The sequence below is a fragment of the Aquabacter sp. L1I39 genome, from assembly GCF_017742835.1.
Lineage (GTDB): Bacteria > Pseudomonadota > Alphaproteobacteria > Rhizobiales > Xanthobacteraceae > L1I39.
In genome coordinates, this window is record NZ_CP072392.1 from 2,867,769 (window position 1) to 2,892,398 (window position 24,630).

Genomic DNA, 24,630 nt, shown 5'->3' on the forward strand with positions numbered 1-24,630 from the left:
GGGAGGAGAGCGAGGCCGAACCTCAGGCGGACGCTGCGTCGGCACCGCCCGCGCCCAATTTCTTTCAGCTTTTCCAGAGCCCTCCGCCCGCGCCCGCGCCCGCCCCTGCCGTGGCAGAGGAACCGGGGCCCCGTCCGGCGGAGGCGCCGGGCGGACAAGCCCGCTCGCCCCAGCCGCTGACCATAGGCGGAAAGCGCGTCGCCTATGTGCCCTTGCCCGAGCCGCGTCCCCTGGAACTAGACGAGACCGAGGAGGACGCGCAATCCGCCCCCGATGCGCCCGGCACCCAGGCGGCGGAAACGTCGGCCCAGGAGGTGGCGCCCCTCCTCATTCCCCCGCCGCCCCCCAGTGGCAGCCAGGTGGGACGACCGCAGAAGCCGTCCGGTGTCGAAGCCGTGGCGGGCGAGGACCTGCCGGAGGCATGCGCTAGCCTCGTCGCCCAGCAGGCCATGCTGGCCGTGCGCGTGGCGGCCATCGAATCGCCGGGCGCCTGCGGGCTTCCAGTGGCGGTGAAGGTTTCCGCCATCCGCCTTCAGGACGGCAAGCTGGTGACGTTGCAGCCGGCCGCCGTGCTCGCCTGCGAGACGGCCGTGAATTTCACCAACTGGATGCGGGACGATATGGCCCCCGCCATCGAGACGATGGGCGCCCAGCTGGAAGCGATCAAGGTGGCGGCCTCCTATGACTGCCGTCCCCGCAACCGCATCCGGGGCGCGCAGATGAGCGAGCATGGCCGGGGCAATGCCATCGATGTGGGCGGCTTCGTGCTGTCCGACCAGCGTGTGCTGGACGTGAAGAAGAACGGCCTTCCCCTTCCGCTGCAGACCGCCATGAAGACCTCCGCTTGCGAGCGCTTCACCACGGTGCTCGGACCGGGGTCCGACGGCTATCACGAGGATCATATCCACGTGGACATTGCCAAGCGCCGGCTGGACATCCGCTTGTGCCGGTGGACCATCAAGGGGCCAACGCCACCGGCAGAGCCCGTGGTGGCGCGCGCGGGGCAGTCTGAGGGGGAAGCGGCAACCGGTTCGGGCTCTTCCCCGGCGTCGGACGCACGGCTCGCGGATGCATCGCCCATTCCCTTCCCGACCCCGCGTCCGCCATTGCCGGGAGACCGACCGAACCGCGCCAGAGGCGGCTAGAGCTCGTCCACGCGAACTGGGACCGGTTCGCGGAAAGGACGCGTGTTGGAAAGGACAGAGCCCTGCGGCATGTCCACGGAACGCTGAAGCCTTTTTGCGGGAGGGGACGGGAGCGGCTCGGTCCTCTGCGTTCAGGTGACTGCGCGTCTGAGGCGCTGGGCTTTATGACCGCCAGGCAACACGGCGTGACCGGGTCGCGGCGCCTGTCCCGCCGACCGGGTCCAGGGTTCGGTCGCGCCACGGCAAAAGCTCATCCCATCCTGTGACCGCCGCCCGCCTCTTCTCGCGACGGGAGACAATGAGGCGACAACCCGCGGGCAATTCAAACACTCACGTGCGCATACCGTGCGTGCCCTGTCTGGCGAGGGACCCTGGGCACGAGTGAACCGAGCGTCCGGGGCACAAACAAAAACGGCCGGCGCTCGCCTGGAGCACCGGCCGTCTTCCCCAGCCCCTGATGGATAATGTCCTCAGAGAACAACCACCGTCGCGCCGGTGGGCACGCGGTTATAAAGATCGATCACGTCCTCGTTCAGCATGCGGATGCAGCCCGACGAGATCGCCTGCCCCAGATATTCCGGCTGGTTGGTGCCGTGGATGCGGAAGAGCGTGTCCTTGGACCCCTGGTAGAGGTAGAGCGCGCGAGCCCCCATCGGATTGTGCGGGCCGGGACCCACATAGGAGGGCAGACCGGCAATGCGCTGGTGAATTTCGGGGGTGGGCGTCCAGCTCGGCCATTCGGCCTTGCGGCCCACCTTGGCGGTGCCGTGGAAGGCAAGACCTTCCTCGCCCACCGTCACTCCGTAGCGGATGGCGGTGCCGTCAGCCTGCACGAGATAAAGGAACTTCTTGTCGGTATCGACAATGACCGTGCCCGGCTTCTCGGTGCCCTTATATTCCACGATATGCCGCGCATACTGCCCCTCGGGCTTGACCTTCGCGTAGGGCGCGTTTGCGAGCAGCTGCTTATCCCGAGGCTTCATCGCGGCTTCAGGCGCCGGGGCAGGGGTCTCAGTGACGCAACCTGCCAAGAAAACCGCGAGCAGAACAGCCGGGACCGTCCGCATCGTCATGACCGCCTCGTGAATTATGGTGAACGGAATCAACTCGTGGCGAATGGATTACCGGAATGCGTCGCGGCCTTGAAGGGGCCGCAAAGGCGCCACGATGCGGTGCGGAAAAGGCGTGGCAAAAATGTCTCAGAGAGCGGCCTTCGCGTTCCGTTAAGACGGCGTTGCAAGCTTTAGGCGATGCTTGCGCACTATGACCTTGGTGACGCCCCTGCGTTTGCACAGTTTCGACGCAGTTGCTCACCATCTGTGAGGTGTCTTCACAGCACGGCGTATCTGGCTTAGGCAGAGCGCCCGATTACGGAGAAAGGTAAGATGGACCAGTCCCAGCCGAGCCAGCAGCAGCAGGCCCGTCCCGAGTCTCACCAGGAGCGTCACGCCGCCCAGGTCAGCCAGTGGCGCGACATCGGCATCACGGCCGTCGCCGCCGCCGCCCGCTATGCCGGCGACACCAAGGCCGCTGCCGCCGCCAAGCAAAACAAGGTCGTAACCCTCCGCGATCTCGACTATTTCCCGGGCTGATCGCACGCCCCGGCGCCGCGCCGCCGGGGGCGATGCCCGACCCCATCGCGATAGCCTTGCGCCCACCGTCCCCGGAGTGGAATTCGGTAGATGCTCGTTGCCTATATCGCCCAAGGTGGGGCTCTAAAGACTCAGGTCGTGGGTCCGCAGGATGCGGCCCCCTCGGACGCCGTCTGGCTTGATCTCGTATCGCCAGTAGACGGGGAGGACGGCCGGGTTGAAGCTGCCGTCGGGGTGGAGATCCCGACGCGCGAGGAAATGCAGGAAATCGAGCCGTCCAGCCGGCTCTATGTGCAGGACGGGGCGCGATACATGACGCTGTCCGTCCTGTGCGGGGCGATGACCGACACCCCATCTGTGACGCCCGTGACCTTCATTCTCGCCAATGGCAAGCTGGTCACCGTCCGCTATGCGGAACCCCGAGCCTTTCCGCTGCTCGCGCAGCGCATGCAGAAGGCCTGCCCCGTTCGGGTGACGGGCGAGGTCCTGCTGTTCGAATTCCTAGACACCATCATCGATCGCACAGCCGACGTCCTGGAGCATTGCGCCGCAGGCATCGAGCGGCTGTCGAAGCGCGTGTTCGAGCGCGAGCAGGGCGGCAACGCCAACAAGCAGTATCGCGCGATCCTCACCCATGTAGGCCGCCAGGAGGGGTTGACCTCTTACGCGCGGGAAAGCCTCTCGTCTCTCTCTCGTATGCTGGCTTTCCTGGGCGCGGAGATTGAGGATGTGCAAGCCATCTCCAAGGAGCAGCGCTCGGCCCTGAAATCCATGCATCGCGACGTGGCGGGCCTGGCGGACTATGCCAATTTCCTCGCCAACAAGCTGCAATTCCTGCTGGACGGCACCATCGGCATGGTCAGCCTCGAGCAGAACAACATCATCAAGATTTTCGCCGTGCTTTCGGTGGTGTTGATGCCGCCGACCCTCATCGCCTCCATCTACGGCATGAACTTTCAGCACATGCCGGAGCTTCATGCCGCTATCGGCTATCCCCTGGCGCTGACGGCCATGGCGGTATCGGCCATCACGCCCTACCTGTTCTTCAAGTGGCGGGGCTGGCTTTAGGGCCGATCACACCGCCTGGCCGCCGTCGATGTGGATCTCCGCCCCGTTGAGGTAGGAGGAGGTCTCCGTGCACAGCACATAGATGATCTTGGCCACCTCATCGGGGGTACCGAGGCGCCGCATGGGGATTTCGGCGACGATTTTGTCCGTGCCGGGAGAGAGGATGGCCGTGTCGATCTCGCCTGGCGCGATGGCGTTCACGCGCACGCCAATGGGACCGAAGTCCCGCGCCATCTCCCGCGTCAGGGCCGCCAGTGCCGCCTTGGAGGTGGCATAGGCTGCGCCGGCGAAGGGGTGCACGCGAGAACCGGCGATGGAGGTGACGTTCACCACCGAGCCCTTGGCCTTGCGCAATTCCTCCCGAAGCCCGCCCGCCAGCAGAATGGGGGCGAAGAAATTCACCTGGAACACCTGAGTCCAGGTGCTCCAGGCGGTGTCCAGCGTATCGAGCCGCGTGCCGCCCGGTCCCTTCGGCGAGATGCCGGCATTGTTGACCAGGGCATGCAACTCGCCGGCCGGAAGGCGGTTCTTGATCTCCTGCACAGCCTCCAGGGTGTTGTCGGGATCGGAGAGGTCCACCTGGATATGGTCCTCCGGTCCCGCCGCCCACGGGCATTGCTCGGGGAAAGGCTGGCGCGAGCAGGTGATGACCCGCCAGCCGGCGCTTGAGAATCGCTTCACCGTCGCGTGCCCGATCCCCCGGGAGGCGCCGGTCAGCAGCATGATGCGCGGAGGCTGGTTGGAGGCGGGGGGCATGATCGGGTTCGTCCTGTGAATGAGAAAAGAGCGCCGGCGCCGGCTCAGGGGAAGAGCCGCGTGCGCTCCCAGGGGGTATCAGCAGAGGGGCGGCGGAAGACGACGCGGTCGTGCAGTCGGAACGGGCGATCATGCCAGAATTCCACTGCCACGGGCACGATCCTGAACCCGGTCCAATGGGGCGGGCGGGGGACGGTCCCGATGGCATATTTTGCCGTGGTGCTGGCCACAGCTGCTTCGAGCGCGAATCGGCCCTCAAGCGGGCGCGACTGGCGGCTGGCCCAGGCGCCGATCTGGGACAGGCGCGGACGGGTGGCGAAATAGTCGTCCGCCTCTTGCTCGGTGACCTGTTCCACCGGCCCGCGCACCCGCACCTGGCGGCGCAGCGACTTCCAGTGGAACACAAGGGCTGCCTTCGGATTACCAGCCAACTCGCGGCCCTTGGCGCTCTCAGTGTTGGTGAAGAACACAAATCCGCGGGTATCAAGGCCCTTCAGCAGCACCATGCGGGCGTCGGGCAGGCCGGTCTCGTCGACGGTTGCCAGCGTCATGGCGTTGGGATCATTGGGCTCGGACCGCTCTGCGTCGGAAAGCCATTCAGAAAAAAGACGAAATGGTTCGTCGGCAAGGGTGAAATCACCGGACGTTAAGGGATTTGGGGCTTCCTTGGTGGCATCGGTCATGTATGGGGGCCCTTCCCGTGTCGCGTCTTGAAGTCAGTGCGGCGTACGGCCGTGCGAGATCGGGCCTATATAAGGGTATTAGCGGCCTGCGCCCAGCACTGCGCCTGTGCCTGAAGGGCGCATTGGGCCTGCTGGCTGTGGCGAGCGTGGGTGGATGCGGCACTCTGTCGTTCCTGGATTCGGACCCTATCGTCACCGGCTCGCTGAAGGTGCAGCCGGTCTCGGCGCCCGTGCCAGAGGGCCCCGTGCCCCAGGGGATTGGCGCCAGCGACTGGTCCCATGCAAAGATGGCGCTCGCCCAGGCGCTTCAGGTGCGCGAGGCCGGCGCAAGCATGCCGTGGGATAACCCTTCCACCGGCGCGCGTGGGACGGCGACGCCGCTCGGTGCCGTGAAGGACAATGGGTGTCGCGATTTCCGCATTGGAATCGTCGACACCACGGGCGAACATTGGGTACAGGGCGAGGCGTGCAAGGACGGCAAGGGCGAGACCAGTCTGTCGCAGGTCAGGGTTCTCGGACGCGCTTGAGCAGGGGCGTTGCAATCGGGCAACATCGCCCCCAAATGACGGGTGCGGTCCCCCGGAAGCGGGGACCCAGAGGTGAGAATTCATGCGCGATCCATACGACATCCTCGGCGTTGCCAAGGCCGCCGACGAAGCCGAGATCAAGCGCGCCTATCGGCGTCTGGCGAAGAAGCTGCATCCCGACGCCAACAAGGACGACCCGAAGGCGCAGGACAAGTTTGCGGAGCTGAACTCCGCCTATGAGATTTTGTCCGACAAGGACAAGCGCGGCCAGTATGACCGCGGCGAGATCGATGCCGAGGGCAAGCCCAAGATGCACGATTTCGCCGGCTTCGGTGGCGGCGGACGGGGGCCTGGCGGCTTTTCCGGCTTCGACGGCGACACCATCTTCGAGAGCTTTTCCTTCGGTCCGGAAGGCGTGCGTCGCCAGGGGCGCAAGGGAGCCGGCGCGTCCTTCGAGGATCTCGGGGATATTTTCGGCGGCTTCGGCAAACAGCGGCGCTCCGCTGGCGGAGGATTTGCGCCGCAAGCGGGTGCGGATACCGAGCTGACGCTCGCGGTCAGCTATGAGGAAGCGGTCCACGGCGCCACCAAGCGCGTGATGCTGCCCAATGGCAAGCAGGTGGAGGTGAAGATCGCCGCCGGCACGCTGGAAGGCCACCGCATGCGCATGAAGGGCCAGGGCGAGCCAAGCCCCATGGGTGGCGCGCCAGGCGATGCCTATGTGACCATCTCCTATGCGCCCCATGCCAACTATAAGCGGGAAGGCGAGGACATCCGCTATGATGCACCCGTGCCGCTTGAGGACGCGGTGCTCGGCGCCAAGGTGCGCGTGCCCACCCTGTCCGGCGCGGTGGACCTCAACATTCCCGCCTGGACATCGGGCGGGCGCACCTTCCGCCTGCGCGGCAAGGGGCTGCCCAAGGCAGCCGGCGGCCATGGCGACCTGCTGGTGACCGTCAATGTGGCGCTCCCGTCCGACCATGACGAGGCGCTGGCCGAACTGATGCGCAAGCGCCGGGGCACGGCCGGTGCCTGAGCGGGACCCAGACTTATCCAAGAAAAAGCCCGCGCCGGCTGGACCGGCGCGGGCTTTTCTCGTTTGGGGGGCTCATCCCCGCCGGGGTGAGCCCGGGTTTTTTCAGGCGGAAGGCGGGGGTGCCACGTCGGGGGCGGGGCGATAGATCTCGCTGCCGCCGTCGCGGAACTTCTTGGACATCTCGGCCATGCCGGCGGCCGCCTGATTGTCGGCCTCGGCGCGGGCAATGTCGCCGGCCTCGATCTTCAGCTCCTGGGAAATCTTCATGGAGCAGAATTTCGGCCCGCACATGGAGCAGAAGTGCGCCACCTTGGCGCCCTCCGCCGGCAAGGTCTCGTCGTGGAAGGATTCGGCCGTCTCCGGGTCGAGGGAGAGGGCGAACTGGTCGCGCCAGCGGAAGGTGAAGCGGGCGCGGGAGAGCGCGTCGTCCCGGATGCGGGCGGCGGGGTGGCCCTTGGCGAGGTCCGCCGCGTGGGCGGCGATCTTGTAGGAGATGACGCCGGCCTTCACGTCATCCCGGTTGGGCAGGCCCAGATGCTCCTTGGGGGTCACGTAACAGAGCATGGCGGTGCCGAACCAGCCGATCATCGCCGCGCCGATGGCCGAGGAGATATGGTCGTAGCCGGGGGAGATGTCGGTGACCAGCGGGCCAAGCGTATAGAAGGGGGCCTCATGGCAGACCTTGAGCTGCTTCTCCACATTCTCGCGGATGAGATGGAGCGGCACATGGCCGGGCCCCTCGATCATCACCTGGCAATCATACTTCCAGGCGATCTCGGTCAGTTCGCCCAGCGTCTCCAGCTCGGCGAACTGGGCGGCGTCATTGGCGTCCGCGATGGAGCCGGGCCGCAGGCCGTCGCCCAGCGAGAAGGAGACGTCATACCAGGACAGGATCTCGCACAATTCCTCGAAATGCTCGTAGAGGAAGCTCTCCTTGTGGTGGGCGAGGCACCACTTGGCCATGATCGACCCGCCGCGCGAGACGATGCCGGTGACGCGGTTGGCGGTCAGCGGGATATAGGGCAGCCGGACGCCGGCATGCACCGTCATATAGTCCACGCCCTGCTCGGCCTGCTCGATCACCGTGTCCCGGAAGATGTCCCAGGTCAGGTCCTCGGCCACGCCGCCGACCTTTTCCAGCGCCTGGTAGATCGGCACGGTGCCGATCGGCACCGGCGAATTGCGGACGATCCATTCGCGGATGGTGTGGATGTTCTTGCCGGTGGACAGGTCCATGACCGTGTCGCCGCCCCAGCGGATGGCCCACACCAGCTTGTCCACTTCCTCGGCGACGCCGGAGGTGACGGCTGAGTTGCCGATATTGGCGTTGATCTTTACCAGGAAGTTGCGGCCGATGGCCATCGGCTCGATTTCGGGATGGTTGATGTTGGCCGGGATGATGGCCCGTCCGCGCGCCACTTCCTGGCGCACGAACTCGGCGGTGATATCGGTGGGGATGGCGGCGCCGAGGCTCATGGCCTGGTGATGGGGATGGGCCCCGCCATTGGCGCGGGCGAGATTCTCGCGCGCGGCCACATATTCCATTTCCGGCGTGATGATGCCGGCGCGGGCATAGGCCATCTGGGTGGGGCGCTTGCCCGCCTTGGCGCGCAAGGGCTTGCGGTCGCCACGGTCGAAGGCGGGCAGGTGGCTCACCTGGCCAGGCTTCAGGCCGTCATCCTCGGGCTTGCGGGCACGGCCTTCCACCTCTTCCACGTCGCCCCGCTCCAGGATCCAGGCGCGACGCAGGTCCGGCAGGCCCTTCGTGAGGTCGATGAGGGCGGTGGGGTCGGTATAGGGGCCGGACGTGTCATAGACCCGAACGGGGCGCTCAGCCGGATCGGAGAGCGTGATCTCCCGCATGGCCACCTGCACGTCGGGACGGCCGGAGGCGATATGGACCTTCCTGGAGTGGGGCAGGGGCCCGGTGGTGACCTTCAGGGACGAGGTCGAGGTTTCGTCAAGCATGCGGATCTCCTTCAGCTCGCGCTGCAAATGAGATCCGGGATGAGCTTCAGGAGGCGGTTTGCCCAATAGGACTCCCACCGGGAGCTCTGGCTTGGGCTGGTTCCGATCCCTTCGCCGGCATGACCCGGATCAGGTTCAAAGGGTCATCGCGGCGCCGGCGGTCATGACGACCAAACCGGAAGGCGATCTCTCAGCCCCCTCGCAGGGCTCCCCTTGGAATAATGCCAGCATGGGCCATAGAGGATTTTTCTGTCAATCTTGCGCTGCAACAATGCAGGCCACGTTTGCCTTACAGGAGCCCCATCGCCTCCCAGAGATGGACCCGGTTCTGAAGGCTCCAGCCCACCGCTTCCCGTACCGTCTCCAGCCGCTCATGTGGCTCTGCGATCACCTTGCCGTCCCGCATCAGAGGCGTATTGGACGCCATGAGTGTCGGTGCGATATGGGCCAGGAGAGCCGCCTCATCGCGCGGCCGGCCGTGGGCAAGGGCGTCAAAGACCAGGGCTTCCACAGTGGTGAGCGTCGTACCGGAGCCGGTGAGCGGAGAGGCCATCTCTGCGACCGCAGCGCGCTGTTCGGCCACCGCACGGGCTGCGGCGTGGTTGAGGCGGCGTGTCGTCGCGCTCGGGGCGGGCGACAGGCCGCTTGGAACCGCAAGCGCCTGGCCTGAGCCGATCAGGATTCCGGCCATTTCCACCATTGAGGGTGCAGCGGGATCGTCCTTCAGCGCGGGCAGGGCCCTCAGTTCACCAAGGGTGTGGGGGCGGACCGCAAGCGCGTCCAGGATGGGCTCATAGTGACGGGCCGGCAATTGGGCGGAGCCTACGGGTACATCAAGGGTGAGGCGACAGGCCCCCCGGACGGCAGTCAGAACAAGGCCGAAGGGCTCCAACTGCCGGTCCCGCTCCCGGTCCGAGAGGCGCCGGGCGCCGCGTACGAACACGTCGCGCCGGAAAGGCCGGTTGACCATGTAGTCCTTCAGCGTCTCCCGATAGGGACCCGGCGGCACATCATCCAGGACGGCGCGCTGAGCAGGTTTGAGCATGAGGTCGGGAAAGTTTTCCATGAGCGCCGCGGAGCCCACGAAGGCCAGTTTCGCATCCGCCAGCAGGCCGGCGGTGTCCATGTGGTATTGGGGCTGCCAATTTGCGTTGAGATATTCATGGGCGAGATAAACGGCCCGGTCCGTGGCCGCCACCTTGCCGCTGCCGGTGCGGATCTGGTCAAGCAACGCCGGCCCGCCGACAACCCCTGAGCCGGCATCCTGCACCCGCCGTGCGAACTCAAGCGCCTGCAGCACCCGTTCATCCGAGCGGCCCTGCAGGAGGCTGGCCTGGCTGGCGAGCAGGCGCTGCATGGGCAGCAATGCGGTCCAGCCCGGCATGGCGTTGTAGGAGAGCGACACCGCTCCGCCGGGCTTCAGTCGGCGGGCGAGAAACGCGGCGATGTTGGCCCGGTCGGCGGCGCCAATCCATGACCACACGCCATGGAGCGTCACCATATCGAAATCGGGCAGGCCCTGGCCGTCCGCCATGTCGGCAAAGCTCAACTCCAGAAAGGTGACATTGCCGATACCCGCCGTCTGCGCCGCATCGCGCGCCCGGGCGATGTGGGCGGGGTTGAAGTCGGTTGCAACCACTTGGATGGTGGGATTGGCAGCCGCAATCACGATCGCGGTGACGCCCTGGCCGCAGCCGAGCTCGCAATAGGTGAAGTCGCCCCCAAGGCGCGGCGGCGCGATGCCGTTCAGAAGGCAAGTCAGGATCACATGGCCCGGTGCCTGCTCGACATAGAGGCCCGGCAGATATTCCACGTCGCTGACATAGCCGGACGACCAGGTACACGTCATGAGGAGCCTCTGAAGATCGGTAGGGGATCAGCCGAGCGTGCCCGGCCGGAACAGGGCATCGTCGCGGGGGACGGGACTTGGGCCATCAAGGAGCCAGGAGGTCTGACCGAGGCGACCAGCGCCATCATCCTGTGGCCCCCTGGCGAGACGTGCGGCGGGCACTTCGGCGGCGGCGACCTTAACGTTCAGGTCGAAGGAGAATTCAAGGCCACAATAAAGCTCCACCAGATCGCGCACCCGCGCTGCCGCGGCCGTGCCGGGCAGCAAGGCGTGCAGGCGTGCGTGGTCCACGGGGCCGATCTCGATGCGGAAATTCTGCTGCGCCACAAAGGCACGGTCGCCCAGCATGGCACCGCCCCCCAGGCGGGCATGCTGGCCTTGCGGGTTCACCGCACCGCCGAGCCGGGTGCACTCCTCGGCGGGCAGGCGAACCCAGGTGCCGACGAAGGGGTGAATGATCACTGGTTCGCCGAGGGCCTGCGAGAGCAGGGACTGGAGCCCAGCCATGGGCCGGGCTTCGGCGCTGAGCAGGCCTGCGCTGCCCAGAAGTGCACCATGGTCCACCTCCATGCGGCCCTGCATGGAGGAAAACCCAAGGCTCGCAAGACTTGCCAGGACGGTTGTGAACGTATCATCCGGCTCCTGCGCCGGCTTCTGCGACAAGGCAATGCGATATTTGCGGGCCGCATCGCAAAACAGGCTGATGGCCCGGTGCTGAAAGATGTCGAGGAAGTCGCTGAGGGCTTCGTCATGCAAATGCCGGGACTGAATGGCATGGGTTGTGTAACTGAACGGCAGGACGCCCTGGGGACCCATCAGCCCCATCAGCGCAACCGTCAGGCGCACGCCGCCATCCTCCATCCGCCGGGCATCCGAGATGGCCGCTTCTGGATAACGCAGCGACACCTCGCCGATGAAACGCACCGGATCCCGCCGCCCACAGCCCTGGGCGGCAGCTTCGGCCTCGATCACCCGGACCGCTTGCACCAGATCGAAGCGGTCGGGATGTGCGAGAAGGGTTTCGATCACAGGACGGTGCGATCGCCGGCGCGGGCGGGCCATGTCTTCAAGGGTCCTGTCTGGCCCTTCACGGTCGCGGTGAGGCGAGTGAAGGAATTGATGCTGGCTTGGAGAGCGAAGAAACGATCCAGAACCATGGCAAACAGATAAAGGCCGCTGGAGCTGAAATGGCTGGGATCCAGTTCCACGGCGATGTCGATGCCCCGGCACACAGCTTCCGCCCAAGGCGCGTCACCCTCCCGGCGCGGCGCGCGGGCAACCCCTGGCCGCGCCGAGAGCCCGGTAATGCCCTGGATCAGGCGATGGGTCTCGGGTGAGGCGCGGAAGTCGTAGAGGCGCAGGATCTCCTGAAGCGCCTCGAGCCCGCCCGGCCCGACAAGGGAAAGGTGGTTGAGGATCAGGTGTGACATCAACCGCCAGTGACGGCGATCATCCGCGGGAAGGCGCAGGGCATGGGTGAGGGCGGAGACACAGGCCACCTCGCCCACGCTCCCGGCCCCTTCGACCAGGGTGAGCACGGGGTGGCCGCCGCCATAAGGTAGCCGGGCCGGCAAATTCCCGTTCAGGCACAAGGTGTTCACGCTGGCGACGAGGTCGTCTTCGCTGAAATCGGGGTCCACGTCGCTGAACGAAAGGAACATCTCCGTTGCAACCTCGCGGCCCGGGGCCTCGCGTCGGGAGGCCGCCCAGCGCGCCGCGCCCGCCCGTTCGGCGCCGGGTGTCTGGGCGTAGAAGGGCAGGACCTCTTTCAGCGCCCCAGCCGCGTCGGATACGGAGACAGACAGGATGGAGTGCACCTCCAGTGCGTCCGGTCGGCGCGCATCCGGGATCACGCGGTGCTCGAACCGCTCACTGGACACGAGAATCGGTTCCGCCCGCTGTCGGAAGAGATTGATGACGGGCGTGCAGCCAAGGGCAAACGCCTCCTGGTTCACCGACCGCTCAAGGGCCACCACGCTCTTATCGAAATAAAGAAAGACGCTGAGTTCGCGGCCGGCGCTCCGCAGCACCTTTGCGGCCAAGTCCACATCGAAATACAAAAACTTTTCTGGAAACGCGAAGTATTCGGTCAGCAGCCGATAGGCGGGTTGAGCCCTGTCGGCATGGGGCAGAAGGCCCTCGTCCGCGGCGAACCCGACGGGATGGATGGCAGAGGGGGGCAGGAAGACCGGCTCGGGATCGGCGGGCCCCTCCGCCAGAGCCACAGACACGGTGTGATTGAGGATCAATTCCTGCAGGCCATAGGTGAGGGAAGGCTGACCCCGCAGGAAGAAGCGCAGATGGTCCGGCTGGAGTGCGCCGAACGTTTGGTCCGGCGCCGTACACCGCAGCTTCAGATGAAGCGTGGCGGCTGCCCCATGGGCGTGAGGGTTGATCGGTCCCACAAGCGGCCGGCCGCGCAGGCTCGCCTCCGCCAGGTCGATGGGCCACACCGTGACGGGATAGCAGGTCCGGAACCGGCACGCCTCACCCTTGACCGGCTCCGTCTCCAGCTCGGTTCCCACCGGCACCTGCTGTGGGACGGTGACTTCTGCCTTGGGCTGGAATTGCACCGTGCTCATGGAGGGGATGGGCGCGAGATAATAGGGATAAAGAACGTCGAGCAGCGTGTTGACGAGTTCCGGGAAGTCGTCGTCCAGCTTGCGCGCCACGCGCGCGTTGAGGAACGCCACGCCTTCCATGAGCCGGGCCACATGGGGATCGTCGACGGCGTCCGCCGAGAGGCGCAGATGGCTGGCGATCTTGGGATGGCGCGCGGCGAACTCGCCGGCCATGTGGCGGAGATAATCCAGCTCGTCATTGTAATAAGGGAGCAGAGCGTCGGTCACGGGTTCACGCTCGTCACAGAGATGGTGCTGCCGATGGTGTCGATGAGGGTGTTGAAAACGACGGGCTCATATTCGGTATCGATGCGCACATGCCCCTCAATGCGGATGCGCAGAGTGCGGTCTCCCGGGGCGGCATTTTCCAGGGCGAAGATCCGCATGTCGCGCACCCGGGGTTCGTGGGTACGCAATAAGGCGCCCAATTCCTCAACGACCGCGGCACGGCGCTGCGGGGTGGAGAGGTTCGCCGTCGAAAGATCCGTGATGCCGTAATCGAGCAGGGATCCCTTCAACTCGCCCAGCGCAGCGGGCCAGCCCAGGACCCGGCAATTGGTGTTGAACAAATCTTCCAGGTCTCGCTTCAGGCCTGCGCGCACGCGGGCGGTGAGGCTGCCCTCGCCTCCCGCCAGCCGGTCGAGCAGGTCTGGGCCGGTCAGACTCATGGGGTCTCGAACTCCAGTCGGCCCAGTTCCAGAACGGTGAGGCTTTCCTCGCCGGCCAAGAAGCAGCGCAGCCCTTCGCCCCGCATGCAGTCGGGACCGATTTCATGCCATTCCGTTTCCCGTCCGAGCGCGGCGGCCTGCCGCTCTCTGGCGGGGGCGAAGGGATAGATTGCGGGAATGATCACTTCGCCTTCCGGCCCGCCCCGCACTGAAATCTCCGCAGCTCGCCAGGTGCCATCTATGATGCGGGCGGGCGCACGGAACGCGATCAATTCCACCCGCTCCATGGGGACCCAGAAGTATTTGCCCGTTGAAGCAAGTACCTCCAGAACGCCGGCGGTGAGATCGTCGAGATCGCGGAAATCATCAAAAGCCACGCCGTCATGGTGGCCGGATAAGGCGGGCCGGGCCTCCTCTGCGTCGGTAAGGGCCTGAATCGCTTCACTGACGCGGCCGGCCCGCAGGTGCATGAGACCTTCGAGACGCAAAGCCAGATGGGGTGGCGGGGCGTCCAGCAGTTCCGGGGTTCGGCCTTCTCCCCACACCTGGGCGCGGGCCATATCGGCTCGAATGAACTGGCGCAGGGTCGCGATCTGCACGGCGGTGGCAGGATCCTGGTCGGCCAGGGCGGCCAGTTGCGCGTCGGCCCGCTGGAGGTCGCCCGCCACGCACAGCAACTCCACCAGCAGGCTGCGGGCTGCGATGTCCGCGGGGTGAGACCGTACCTCGGCGCCCATGGCCGTTATGGCATCGGCCAGGCGGCCTTCGTTGAACAGGTCGACGGCGGACTGTGACATGGCGAGCCTTCCGAGTCAGGGGTCCATGCGGGCCGGCGCCAGCGCCAGTTCCGTCACGAGCTTGAAAGTGGTGAAGACGTGGTCGAGCTGAAAATGAGGGCGCAGATGCAGCACGCAACTGAGAGCGCTGGAGCGCCCTTGCGCAGGTCGCACCGCCACGCGGGCCTCGCGCAGTGGGTAGCGTGCCTTCATCTCCGCCGAGGCGTCGTCATTGCCGAGGCAATAATTGTGAAGCCAAGCCTGCAGATCGCGCTCGCAGGCATCGGCGGTGACATAGCTGCCGATGCGGTCACGGATCTTGATCTTTATGTATTGGGCGAAGCGCGAGACGCATAGAATGTAGCGCAGCATGGCTGAGAGTCGGGCATTTGCCCCGCCGGGAGACAGGTCGGAGCCGCTGACCGCTTGAATCGAGACCGAGGAATGGAAGGCAAGGCGCGGTGTGTCCTTGCAGACATTGAGGGTCATCAGGCCGCATTGCCAGAGGTCCTGCTCCACATGGGAGGGGATGGCCAGCTCGCTGGGGAAGCGGGGCACCACACCCGGCGCATCGGTCTCTGCCGAAGGTGCGGTCAGGCCAGCCACCACGCCATGGTCCAACTCGTCGCGGCGGGTGCCGCAAATGTCCGCGAACCAGCCATGGAGGTGGAAATTGCGTATCAGCACTTCGCCGAATGCGAAAACCGCTCCACCCCAACACAATTGGTCGGCGGTAAGGCCCGCCGCATCCTCCCGATAGCGAAACGCTAGCCCCGACACGCCATCCCTTCTGCGCGGCTTACGCAGCAGGATCCGGGGCAGGACCAGCCCCAAGAAACGGGCGTCTTCCCCATCCCGGAGACGGTTGAAGCGGGCATATTCGATCGGGCGGAAGACGCCGGCTAGATTTTGGATGTGATCCAGTTCGCGGAAATCATCAATGCCCAGCAGGCGAGGGGAGGCGTTCAGTATGGCTGGCGCGAAAGCCGCCGCCGCAACCGCGGCCAGGCCCGACAACGGGGAGACGTCATCAACCGCATGATCCGGTGTGGTCCGGTGCTGCACCTTGTAATCGCATAGGAGCACGCCATAGGGCTTGCCGCCGGGCATGCCGAATTCTTCGCTATAGACCTTGGTGAACAACGCGCTCTGGTCGATGTCGTTGGCGCGATCGAAGTCATTGGCGAGTTCATGCCAGGCCGCATTGAGAACCCGCACCAGCACGTTTTCGGCGCCCGCCGCGCATGTCACCAGATAATGCAGGCCACGCCAGGAGGCTTCCAGTTCCAGGAAGCGGCGATGGTGAAGCACGCGGTTGAGTTGGTCGGTGAGCATGGCGTCGAGAAAGGCGATGTCGCGCTCTATGGCTGCGCAAAGCGTGCGCCCGTTCCCGATCACCGCGAGGTCGTTCCCGAACCAGTCTGCGAGGGCCGACTTCGGATCGTCGGCGGCCAGAAATCGGTCAAGCCGCGTGCCGTCACTGCGGCCAAGGGCCATGTCCACCGCCTGGCGGCGCAGTCCCGGGCGAGCGCCGACCGTGCGTTGCCCGCTTGCCGACGCCCCATCTGTGAGCATGGGAGGAAAAGGCCCGCCCCCGTGGGACGAGCCTTCTTCCGTTTCTTGCATGGGATCCGGCACGCGGGCGCCTTCTGGCCGTCGCGCCTCAGGCCGCCGCGGGAATGCGGGCAACCATGCGCAGGGAGGTGGTGAGCTCCTCCATCTGCAGCCAAGGACGCAGCCACGCCACCGCATTATAGGCGCCCGGCTTCCCCGGGATCTCGCGCACTTCGACCTTGGCCTCGGCGAGCGGATACTTTGCCTTCATTTCCTGCCCGGCGTCGGGGTTGCCGTTGACATAGTTGATGATCCAACGGTTCAGCCAGGCTTCGCAGTCGCTGGCTTCCATGAAGGAGCCGACCTTGTCGCGGCCCATGATCTTCAGGTAATGGGCGAAGCGGGACGTGGCCATGATATAGGGCAGACGGGCAGAAATGGCCGCGTTGGCGGTGGCTTCCGGCCGGTCATACTTCTTCGGCTTCTGGGTGGTCTGCGACCCGAAGAAGACCGCATAGTCCGTGCCCTTGTAGTGGCACAGGGGCAGGAAGCCGAGCTTGGAAAGCTCCGCCTCGCGACGATCGGTGATGCCGATCTCGGTCGGGCATTGCTGGTCGGTGTCGCCGTCGTCCGAGACGAAGACATGGCTCGGCAGGTTTTCCACCTTGCCGCCGCCTTCGGCGCCGCGAATGGCGGTGCACCAGCCGTGCTGGGCGAAGGCGTCGGTCAGGCGTGCGCCGAGCACATAGGCGGAGTTCATCCAGCAATATTCATCATGCGCCATGCCGCGCGCGACGCCGCCCTGGATCGGGCTTTCCTCGTAGTCGAACGCATCAACCGGCTTCGTCTGGCTGCCATAGGGCAGGCGGGCGAGGGTGCGGGGCAAGGTGAGGGTGACGAAGCGGGAATCCTCACTCTCGCGGAACGAACGCCACTTGGCGTATTCCACGCTGTCGAAGATCTTCTCCAGGTCCCGGGGCTTGGACAGTTCGGTATATTCGTCAAAGCCGAACAGCTTCGGGCTCGCCGCTGAGATGAAGGGCGCGAACGCCGCTGCCGCCACCTGGGAGACCTGGCTCAGCAGTTCCACGTCCTCGGGATGGCTGGTGAACTCATAGTCACCAATGAGCGCGCCATAAGGCTCGCCGCCGGGGCTGCCGAATTCGGTCTCGTAGATTTTCTTGAAGATGACGCTCTGGTCGAACTCGGAGGCCTTGGTGAGGCTCTTATAGAGTTCCTTCTTGGTGCAGTTGAGCACCCGGATCTTGAGGCTGGTGCCGGTCTCCGAATTCATCACCAGATGATTGAGCCCGCGCCAAGTGCCTTCCAGCTTCTGGAAGTCCTCATGGTGCATGATGGCGTTGAGCTGGGCCGACAGCTTGTCATCGATGGCCGTGATGGCGGCATTGATGGTCTGGGCCAGGTTCTTGGAATAGGTCAGGGTGCCCGAGAGCGCTTCCTGGGTCAGGGTGCGCAGCAATTCGGCCGTGCGGTCCGGGTCGGTCTGCTTGGTGGCGGCAATGGCTTGGTCGAGGAAGGAGAGCTCCTTGGTCTCGACCAGATCCGCGGCCTGGGCCTGTGCTTCAGCGGCGCTCATGGATCAGCCCTCCGTCTTTTCTTTGGACACGCCCAGTTCCTCGCCGAGGGCCTTGAGGCGCGCGTCGTCGGACAGGATCTGCTCGAGCAGCGTCTCAAGGTTTTCTGACCGGTCGGCCTTGGAGAGCAGGTCGCGCAGCTGGCTGCGCACGTCCATCAGCTTGCGCAGGGGCTCAACGCGGTTCACCACCGCGGCCGGCTCGAAGTCCTCCATGGACTTGAAGGCCAGTTCCACGGACAGCTCGCTGCCATCGTCGGCGAGCGTGTTGTCGACCTTGATCTTAAGACCGGGGGTCATGCGCGCCAGCACCTGATCAAAATTGTCCCGGTCGATCTGGATGAACTTGCGCTCGGTCAGCGGCTTGAGGGGTTCGGCGGGGTCACCGGAAAAGTCGCCGAGAACACCGACCACGAAGGGCAGTTCCTTCTGGACCATCGCGCCTTCGGTCTCCACATCATAGGTGATGTGGACGCGGGGCTTGCGCACCCGGTTCAGCTTGTCATGGATACTGGGCATCGCGGGCATGTCCCCCTTGGAGCGAATAACGGGAGTGGGCGTCGAATTTGGGTTCAGTCGTCACCGGCCGGCGGGCGGATGCCGGAGGCGAGGTAGAAGTAGCGGCGGGCGTCCTGGTCCACGATCAGCTCATCGAGAAGCTCGGTCATGGACATGCGGGCGCGGCGCACGGTCTCTTCGAGGACGTACGAGACGGGCGAGTGGGGCTCGCTGACACGAAAGAAACGCGCGATTTCAAGGATCTGCCCGAGCGCCTGCTCGCGGCTCACCGGCCGGCGCGCCGGCAAGGAGCCGGCCGCTTCACCGTCGGCCGTTTCTTCCTCTTCCGCGTCGTGCTCGGCATCGCCGTCTTGCCGATTGGCCGCCTCATGGGAACGGGCAGCGGCGGCCTGTGCCAGCTTTTCGGCTGCGAAGGCCTGCACTGCTTCCCGGTTTGTTTCCAGCAGGGCCCTGATCGCTCCCGCCGGCGGGGCATCAGCGCCGACCCGTGCTGAGAACGCATCGGACAAGGCATTGATACTGGCAAGGGCGCCATCGATCCTACCGACCAGCCCCATATAGAAGGCGGGAGAACCTTCCTGAACCGCAACGGTGAATGCATCCAGGGACAGGGCGCCGCCTTTGATCCGGGCCTCGCGCTTGGTGGCATCGCCAATGCGGCTGACTTCCAGCGCCTGCTCATACTGCCAAAGCGGAACTCCCTCGGCACCCGGCGTCAGCGGCACCTTGCGGAGCGGCTGTACCAGCGTGCCGTCTGCGCTTGTGCCATTCAGCGCGATGAACGGCGCCAAGCGCGGTTCATCGCCGTCCTCGTCAGGCAGGGGGAAGAGCGTGTCCCAAAAGCCTTCGACCAGCCCGCGGGCCACTTCCATCCCGGTGCGCAGCCCGGTGAAGCCGTCAAGCCTCAGCAAGGCTTCGATCATCCAGGCGCAGACTTCCAGATCCTTGCCCTTCTCGGCGAGAATGTCATAGCCAAGGCGCGCGACCTGGTCCCAGTCCTCAAGCGCGGAGGGCGCGTCGGCATCAATGTCCCGGGCCCGCTCCTTGCGTCGCGCCAAAGCGCGCGCATCCTTCAGTGCAAGGAACGGTGAAGATGGCGAGATATCCGCTCTGGGGTCAGACCCTTCCGGAGCGTTCTCGCTGATCGGCGACAAGAGTAGCCGGGGATCAAATGTGAAATTATCCGTCATGGCCCTTGCATGATATGCAGAAAACAGCACGCAGAGATGAAGGGATCATGCTCCGAAAATTAACAAGACCGGATATCATTCAACATTATATTTGAGTTTTACATCAGCTTGATGACACGGATTCCACGCCCGAATCGTCAGCCGGCCACGAGGGACGGCAGGCACCTGAAGCCCGCCAAAGGGTTTTGCCGGAACGGGTTGTTCACGCTGGCGGCATCCAGGATGAAGCTGGCGCTGCGCGGACCCAGCGTTACGGTGAAGGCGAACCGGCTGGGTCCCTGCCTCACGAGTTTCTGGCCACCGATGAACCGCAACAGGGCCCAAGGGCCGGAGACCGAGAAAGAGGACGGCTGGCCCGGCGTCGAGGTGCCAAATTCCAGCCGCACACCGGACGTCGCGCCAGGCCATTTGAAGGCGACCGATTGCGGCGGGCCATACTGGTAAAGCAGCCACTGGCCATCAATATCGAGGCGCACCCGCATGGCGCCGGCATCCAGATCGGTGGGAGTAATCTCGAAGGTGAGCTGAGGTGCGGTCGTCCCCTGCGGGAAAAACATGGTGCGGATGCGGTCGGCCTGCTCGAACAGGGCAAGGCCCTGGGGGGTGATGTCTGGCGCCGCGCCCGTATTGGCCAACATTTTCCAGGGTGAAACCGACATGTCCACGAACGGCTTCAACTGACGATCAAAGAAATGGTCAAGCAGACCATCTGGGCCGAACATGCGGGTGAAGTCTGCGAGAGTCGTGTCGCTGGATGAAATTGCAAATGGATAGCGCCCCCCGATCGCTTGTTGGCAAAAGGGGAGGATCTGCGTTTTCCATGTGGCGTCGAGGTCGGCCCGCACGCCCGCATTGGTTATGGAGGAGGTTTGACGGACAAGGCCGAGGATGGAATCCGCCAGACCGGGAGGCGCCGTCACGGTCGATAGCTTTAATTGGCTCAGGATCTGGGCGAAGCCCGCGCCGGCGGTGAGCTCCGTGAGTTGGCCCGGATTTCCCGAGCCGACACTCGCGGCCGGCCCAATCACCATGCGCAACTGGCCTATGGCCTTCAGCACCTCCTCAAGGGGGCTCGGCTGCCCGGTGACGAAGCGGTGGAGGCCGGAAAAGTGCTCGGTGACGGTCTGTGCCAGGCCAGCCATTGGTGTACTTGGCGCCGGCGCCTCGCCACCCGGGATCATATTGCGAAACGGCTCGGCGGCGGTCTTGGTGGGATCCGGTGGCGCGGGAGGGGTGAGGGTGGTCTGCTGGGCCACCGACTTCAGATAGCCATCCAGGGGCGATGGCGGACCAATGAGAGCCTGGAGGACCGCCACCTCCATCTGCAGGCTGTCGAAGGGCAGGATTGCCACGTCGCTGAGCAGGTTCTGCCATTCGGCAATGTAGTCGCTCACATAAAGCGCGCGGATCTCCCGCCTCAATTGGGCCGCGCGATCTCCGGGGGGCGTGTCGGGAGCGCTGGGAAACCGTACCCAGTCCTCGGAGGCGAGGCGCTGTGCGATCCGATCGATCGCGGGAAGCACCACCGCGAAGAACTGGTCCGCCGTGTACATGCCCGCAATGGGTGTGGAGAGTGGCTTACCGGAGCGCCGCGTCAACGCATAGGGAGAGAGCGGGCCGGCCACGTCCGTCAGCCGCCAGGGGATCATCGACATGATTTCCGGCAGCTTCAGGAGCTCGGACATGCCCCGTTCGGCGGAGGGGTAGGCGCTGAGTTCGGTCCGCGCTTGCGAAACCAGTTGCTGATTGAGCTCCAATGGCGGGAAGCCGATGGCGAGGAGGTTTCTCACATGCTCCAGAATTGCGGTGCGCAGCGGAGCCTGGGCCGGGCCGGGATAGGCGGCGATCAGGTAGCGTCGCATCCAGTCGGAAATGGCGTCCCGGTTCATCGGGCCGGCACCGCCTAGCATCAGATAGACCATCAAAGAGCCGTAGAGGTCCTGCGGAACGCCCAGGGAGTCGGTGACGGCCTTCTGCACGACGGTTTCGAGCCGAGGCAGCAGCAAGGAGAGCAAGGCGTCCTTGTATTCCTGGACCGTGACGGCGGAGAGGTAGGCCGTCTGAGACAGGCCCCCGCCCATGCGCAAGGCCCTTGGTTCGTCCTTATGGACCCACCCGGTGGGGAGGTTCTCAAGGGCATTGAGGGTCGGCACCACGGCGGACAGGTCCATCTGCTCGGCGGCCGTCTCCTGGATCGAGGAACCCAGATCATTGACCACCTGCTGCGCCTTTTGGGTGGCCTGACTCAGGTCTTCGACCTGGTACCGATTGGCCACGAAACTGACCGACCACCACAGGATCATCGCCGCCGCCGCAATGCCGCCGAGAGCCGTCAGGCCCCATCGCAGCGCCGCCTCGCGTCTGCGGGACGTGGGGTCGCGCTCGGCCAGGCCCGCTTCCGCAAACACCACTTTTTCCAAAAGGTCGCGAATGAAATAGCCCTCGCTGCGCCGCTCGGCCGGCTTCCCCTCGGCATCCACAGTGGGCGCAAGGGAGGGGGCATTGGCCGGGACGTGCGGTGCGGCGGCAAAGTAAAGCCCCCGCAGCAGAAGCGGACGCTCGAAATCGGTGGGGCGGAAGACGTCCTCGACCAGTTCGGCGATCATGGGTTTCAGGGTCGCCAGTTGCGGCACGAACAGAAAGCAGTCGAGGCGCTCCTGCACTTCGAATGCCGCGTTCACCTGCGTAAGGGTGCGGGGACGTTGCCATTGCAGGAAGTGGTCGAACTCCGTCGCGACCGTTGCCGCCAAGGGCCTGCCCTTGGTGGTCGTACCCTTCTCGTCATAGAGCGGCAGCGTCAGCCCGAACACGCCGCGCCGCTCGGAGGTGGACAGATTGGCAGTGAATGTCTCAAAGCCCGGAACCTGATCCATATGGCTCAAGACCACATAAACCGGAATCCGCCGGCGCACCTCCCGCTGCAGCCGTTCCAGTTGCTCGCGCAGGTCCGCATGGAAGGAAAAGCGGGTGACCTCTGAAGCGGCAAGCACCTCCGGCAGGCTCATCACGAGGATCACGCCATTCAGAGGCTGACGGGCACGGTACCGCCGCAGGAGCGTGCCAAAGGTGGTTATGAGGCCCACCTCTTCATCGGGAGAGGAGAAGAAGTTGGCCTCCACCACGACGGCATGTTCTGTGAACGAAAAGCCCAGCGCGCCGGCGCTGATGCGCCCGCTGCGGCGCTCGTTCAGGGGAAAGCGAAGGCCCGAGGCATGCAGCAGCGCAGTCTTGCCGGCCCCCTTCGGACCGATGATGGCGTACCATGGCAGCTCGTACCGGTAATTGCTGCTGAGTAAGCGGGGCTTACGGATTCGCCGCAGCACCCCCATCGCAAGGCGGAAACCGCGCTCCTGCTCCCGCACGTGGCGGATGCGGACCTCACGCGGCTGATCGGCGCGCACGTTCTCCCGGCGTGCCATCCGGTCGCCTTGGCCGCCCAGGACCCAGAACAAGGCGATCATGGCACTCAGCACCGCCACCAAGATCAGCGCCAGGATGCGCGAGGACAAGTCGGGCAGAAGGCTGTGGCCGGCCACTGACACGTGCGGGAGGACGAACCAGACCAGTGCTGCAAGCAGGAGGGCGCCGACCACCAGCACAACCCAACGCCAGAAGGTCCAAGAGGGACGAGGGGGCATTATTTTCCCTTGGCGCCTAGAGCGGGGTCACGAGGATCTCGACCCGCCGATTGCTCTGGCGGCCCTCGGGCGTATCGTTGGACGCCACCGGGTCTTCCGCCCCGCGCCCGGTGGCGGTGATGGCGGGACGCGGCGTGGCGGTGATGTCGGCACCCAGCATGTCCGCAACCCTCTGGGCACGGGCGAGCGAGAGCGCCAAATTGTCGGGGAAGGTCGCCGAGCGGATCGGCACATTGTCGGTGAAGCCGCGCACGTTCACCTCCGCGGCCAGGGGGCCGATGGCGGACGCAACACTTTTCAGCACAACGGGAAATGGCGCGCGCAGGCTGGTGCTGGCGGAGGCAAACACCTCGCCACGGGTGCGGATCACCACTTTTCCGTCGCGCTCCATCACCGTCAGCGTCCCCGCTTTTATGTCCGGCGCCAGGGCATTGGAGATGATCTGAAACGGCGTCAGAGTGGGGGGCGGAGCCGGGCGCGCGGGAACGGTCACGGGAGCAGGCACAGGAGAGGCAGGTGAGATCGCGGCCACCGGTGGCGCCGCAGCAGGGGCATCAGGCAATTTTGGCGGCGGCGGTCGCACGGTGGGGGGAGGATCGATCAGCAGCGCGTCCACCTGGCGGGCGACCAATCCCGCATCGCGTCGCAGGGTGATGGACAGGACGAGGAAGAACACGAGCAGCGCCGCCATGGCGCCGAGGGCACCCAGCCAATGGACCATAAGATCCCGCGGCTTGCTCCGTCCAAGCTCAAGCCCGCGCCAACTGGGCGAAAGGTCTGGCTTGATGGTGCCACGCACGGAGCGCAGAAACTGGAACAAGTCGTCCTGAATGCGCGAGAGCTCGCCGGGACCGTTGGAGGCAAGCCTGAACTTGCCCTCGAAGCCGAATTCGATGCAGAAGAAATAGAATTCCACCTCCCGCACGGCGGTGTGCGGCGCGGTCATCATCTGTTGGAGCAGCGTAAAGAAGCGCTCGCCGCCCCAGGTTTCCTGGAAATAGGCAGAGATGAGCGTCCGTGAGGTCCAGTCGCTGTCCTTGGCCCAGGGGGTCTGCAGGATCGTGTCGTCGGCGGTGGCCGCCAGGGCGTAGAGAATGAGCTGCACATGCTGGTGCGACAGACCGTGGGCGGCCGCGCGCGTCTCGAACGCATGGAGCTCTTCGAGCATCTGAGCGTGCACCGCCCGCACGTCCACGAACTGCTCACTCTTCAGGTGGACCAGCATTTCGAAGATGGGCACGGCCAAAGCGAGGCCAAGATTGTCCCGATAGATGTCGACGGCCGCCTGGACCGCTTCCGGGCGGCGCTCCCTGCTGAGCGAAATCGTGGTCGCCCTCGGAGCCGTGCGCGCCCTGCGATGTGTGGGTGGCGCGGTGAAAGGAGCTGAGGCCTGGCGCAATTGCCCAGATCCGGCGGTCTCACCCTGGGCCGCTGGGTCGGGCGGAC

20 protein-coding genes and 1 riboswitch are annotated in these 24,630 nt (G+C 65.3%); of the genes, 5 read left to right on the forward strand and 15 right to left on the reverse strand.

All coding sequences use genetic code 11. The features are described 5' to 3' along the window. Positions 1-110: 110 nt before the first annotated feature. A complete protein-coding gene (locus J5J86_RS12760; protein ID WP_209098491.1) occupies positions 111-1,145 on the forward strand; it encodes an extensin-like domain-containing protein in 1,035 nt (344 codons plus the stop codon). Positions 1,146-1,615: 470 nt separating this feature from the next. Here J5J86_RS12760 and J5J86_RS12765 read toward each other — a convergent pair whose 3' ends face one another. Next, complete coding sequence (locus J5J86_RS12765) at positions 1,616-2,128, reverse strand: L,D-transpeptidase (RefSeq protein WP_342449046.1); 513 nt, start codon at positions 2,126-2,128, stop codon at positions 1,616-1,618. A 402-nt stretch (positions 2,129-2,530) separates the two neighbouring features. Between J5J86_RS12765 and J5J86_RS12770 the strand changes: the two genes are divergently transcribed. After that, positions 2,531-2,737: a hypothetical protein gene (locus tag J5J86_RS12770; protein WP_209098495.1), complete on the forward strand. Its 207-nt coding sequence runs from the start codon at positions 2,531-2,533 to the stop codon at positions 2,735-2,737. A gap of 90 nt (positions 2,738-2,827) precedes the next feature. Continuing rightward, positions 2,828-3,805, forward strand: coding sequence for a magnesium transporter CorA family protein (locus J5J86_RS12775; protein WP_209098497.1), 978 nt, complete (start codon positions 2,828-2,830; stop codon positions 3,803-3,805). Positions 3,806-3,811: 6 nt separating this feature from the next. Here J5J86_RS12775 and J5J86_RS12780 read toward each other — a convergent pair whose 3' ends face one another. Both J5J86_RS12780 and pdxH read right to left on the reverse strand, forming a co-directional pair. Continuing rightward, positions 3,812-4,561 carry an SDR family NAD(P)-dependent oxidoreductase gene (locus J5J86_RS12780; protein WP_209098498.1) on the reverse strand — a complete coding sequence of 250 codons (750 nt, stop codon included), beginning with the start codon at positions 4,559-4,561 and terminating at the stop codon, positions 3,812-3,814. Between the two features lie 44 nt (positions 4,562-4,605). After that, on the reverse strand, positions 4,606-5,244 hold the full coding sequence (gene pdxH, locus J5J86_RS12785) for a pyridoxamine 5'-phosphate oxidase (protein ID WP_209098500.1): 639 nt from the start codon (positions 5,242-5,244) through the stop codon (positions 4,606-4,608). Positions 5,245-5,261: 17 nt separating this feature from the next. On the opposite strand from pdxH, the gene J5J86_RS12790 reads away from it, so the two are divergent. Further along, positions 5,262-5,771 carry an RT0821/Lpp0805 family surface protein gene (locus J5J86_RS12790; RefSeq protein WP_209098502.1) on the forward strand — a complete coding sequence of 170 codons (510 nt, stop codon included), beginning with the start codon at positions 5,262-5,264 and terminating at the stop codon, positions 5,769-5,771. 82 nt (positions 5,772-5,853) lie between these two features. Then, entirely contained in the window at positions 5,854-6,807 is a 954-nt protein-coding gene (locus J5J86_RS12795) for a DnaJ C-terminal domain-containing protein (RefSeq protein ID WP_209098504.1), read from the forward strand. Between the two features lie 102 nt (positions 6,808-6,909). On the opposite strand, the gene thiC is transcribed toward J5J86_RS12795, so the two are convergent. The 12 genes from thiC to icmH form a co-directional block, all read right to left on the reverse strand. After that, on the reverse strand, positions 6,910-8,775 hold the full coding sequence (gene thiC, locus J5J86_RS12800; protein WP_209098506.1) for a phosphomethylpyrimidine synthase ThiC: 1,866 nt from the start codon (positions 8,773-8,775) through the stop codon (positions 6,910-6,912). An 88-nt stretch (positions 8,776-8,863) separates the two neighbouring features. Beyond that, positions 8,864-8,999: riboswitch (TPP riboswitch) on the reverse strand. Between the two features lie 65 nt (positions 9,000-9,064). Next, the gene (locus J5J86_RS12805; protein ID WP_209098508.1) at positions 9,065-10,624 is read right to left on the reverse strand and encodes a class I SAM-dependent methyltransferase; all 1,560 of its coding nucleotides are present in this window, start codon (positions 10,622-10,624) and stop codon (positions 9,065-9,067) included. A 27-nt stretch (positions 10,625-10,651) separates the two neighbouring features. Beyond that, positions 10,652-11,653, reverse strand: a complete 1,002-nt coding sequence (gene tssG / locus J5J86_RS12810) for a type VI secretion system baseplate subunit TssG (protein WP_209098510.1) — start codon at positions 11,651-11,653, stop codon at positions 10,652-10,654. Further along, a complete protein-coding gene (gene tssF, locus J5J86_RS12815) occupies positions 11,650-13,473 on the reverse strand; it encodes a type VI secretion system baseplate subunit TssF (protein ID WP_209098512.1) in 1,824 nt (607 codons plus the stop codon). Before tssF ends, tssG begins: the two co-directional genes overlap by 4 nt. Then, complete coding sequence (tssE, locus tag J5J86_RS12820) at positions 13,470-13,913, reverse strand: type VI secretion system baseplate subunit TssE (RefSeq protein WP_209098514.1); 444 nt, start codon at positions 13,911-13,913, stop codon at positions 13,470-13,472. Before tssE ends, tssF begins: the two co-directional genes overlap by 4 nt. After that, a complete protein-coding gene (locus tag J5J86_RS12825; RefSeq protein WP_209098516.1) occupies positions 13,910-14,710 on the reverse strand; it encodes a type VI secretion system accessory protein TagJ in 801 nt (266 codons plus the stop codon). Before J5J86_RS12825 ends, tssE begins: the two co-directional genes overlap by 4 nt. 15 nt (positions 14,711-14,725) lie before the next feature. Then, entirely contained in the window at positions 14,726-16,186 is a 1,461-nt protein-coding gene (gene tssC / locus J5J86_RS12830) for a type VI secretion system contractile sheath large subunit (protein ID WP_209098518.1), read from the reverse strand. A gap of 166 nt (positions 16,187-16,352) precedes the next feature. Beyond that, positions 16,353-17,840, reverse strand: coding sequence for a type VI secretion system contractile sheath large subunit (gene tssC / locus J5J86_RS12835; RefSeq protein ID WP_209098520.1), 1,488 nt, complete (start codon positions 17,838-17,840; stop codon positions 16,353-16,355). A gap of 3 nt (positions 17,841-17,843) precedes the next feature. Continuing rightward, positions 17,844-18,356, reverse strand: coding sequence for a type VI secretion system contractile sheath small subunit (gene tssB / locus J5J86_RS12840; protein WP_209098522.1), 513 nt, complete (start codon positions 18,354-18,356; stop codon positions 17,844-17,846). A 53-nt stretch (positions 18,357-18,409) separates the two neighbouring features. Then, positions 18,410-19,546 carry a type VI secretion system protein TssA gene (gene tssA, locus J5J86_RS12845; RefSeq protein ID WP_209098524.1) on the reverse strand — a complete coding sequence of 379 codons (1,137 nt, stop codon included), beginning with the start codon at positions 19,544-19,546 and terminating at the stop codon, positions 18,410-18,412. Positions 19,547-19,683: 137 nt separating this feature from the next. Beyond that, on the reverse strand, positions 19,684-23,184 hold the full coding sequence (tssM, locus tag J5J86_RS12850; protein WP_209098526.1) for a type VI secretion system membrane subunit TssM: 3,501 nt from the start codon (positions 23,182-23,184) through the stop codon (positions 19,684-19,686). Positions 23,185-23,200: 16 nt separating this feature from the next. After that, entirely contained in the window at positions 23,201-24,424 is a 1,224-nt protein-coding gene (icmH, locus tag J5J86_RS12855) for a type IVB secretion system protein IcmH/DotU (RefSeq protein ID WP_209098528.1), read from the reverse strand. Positions 24,425-24,630: the final 206 nt, after the last annotated feature.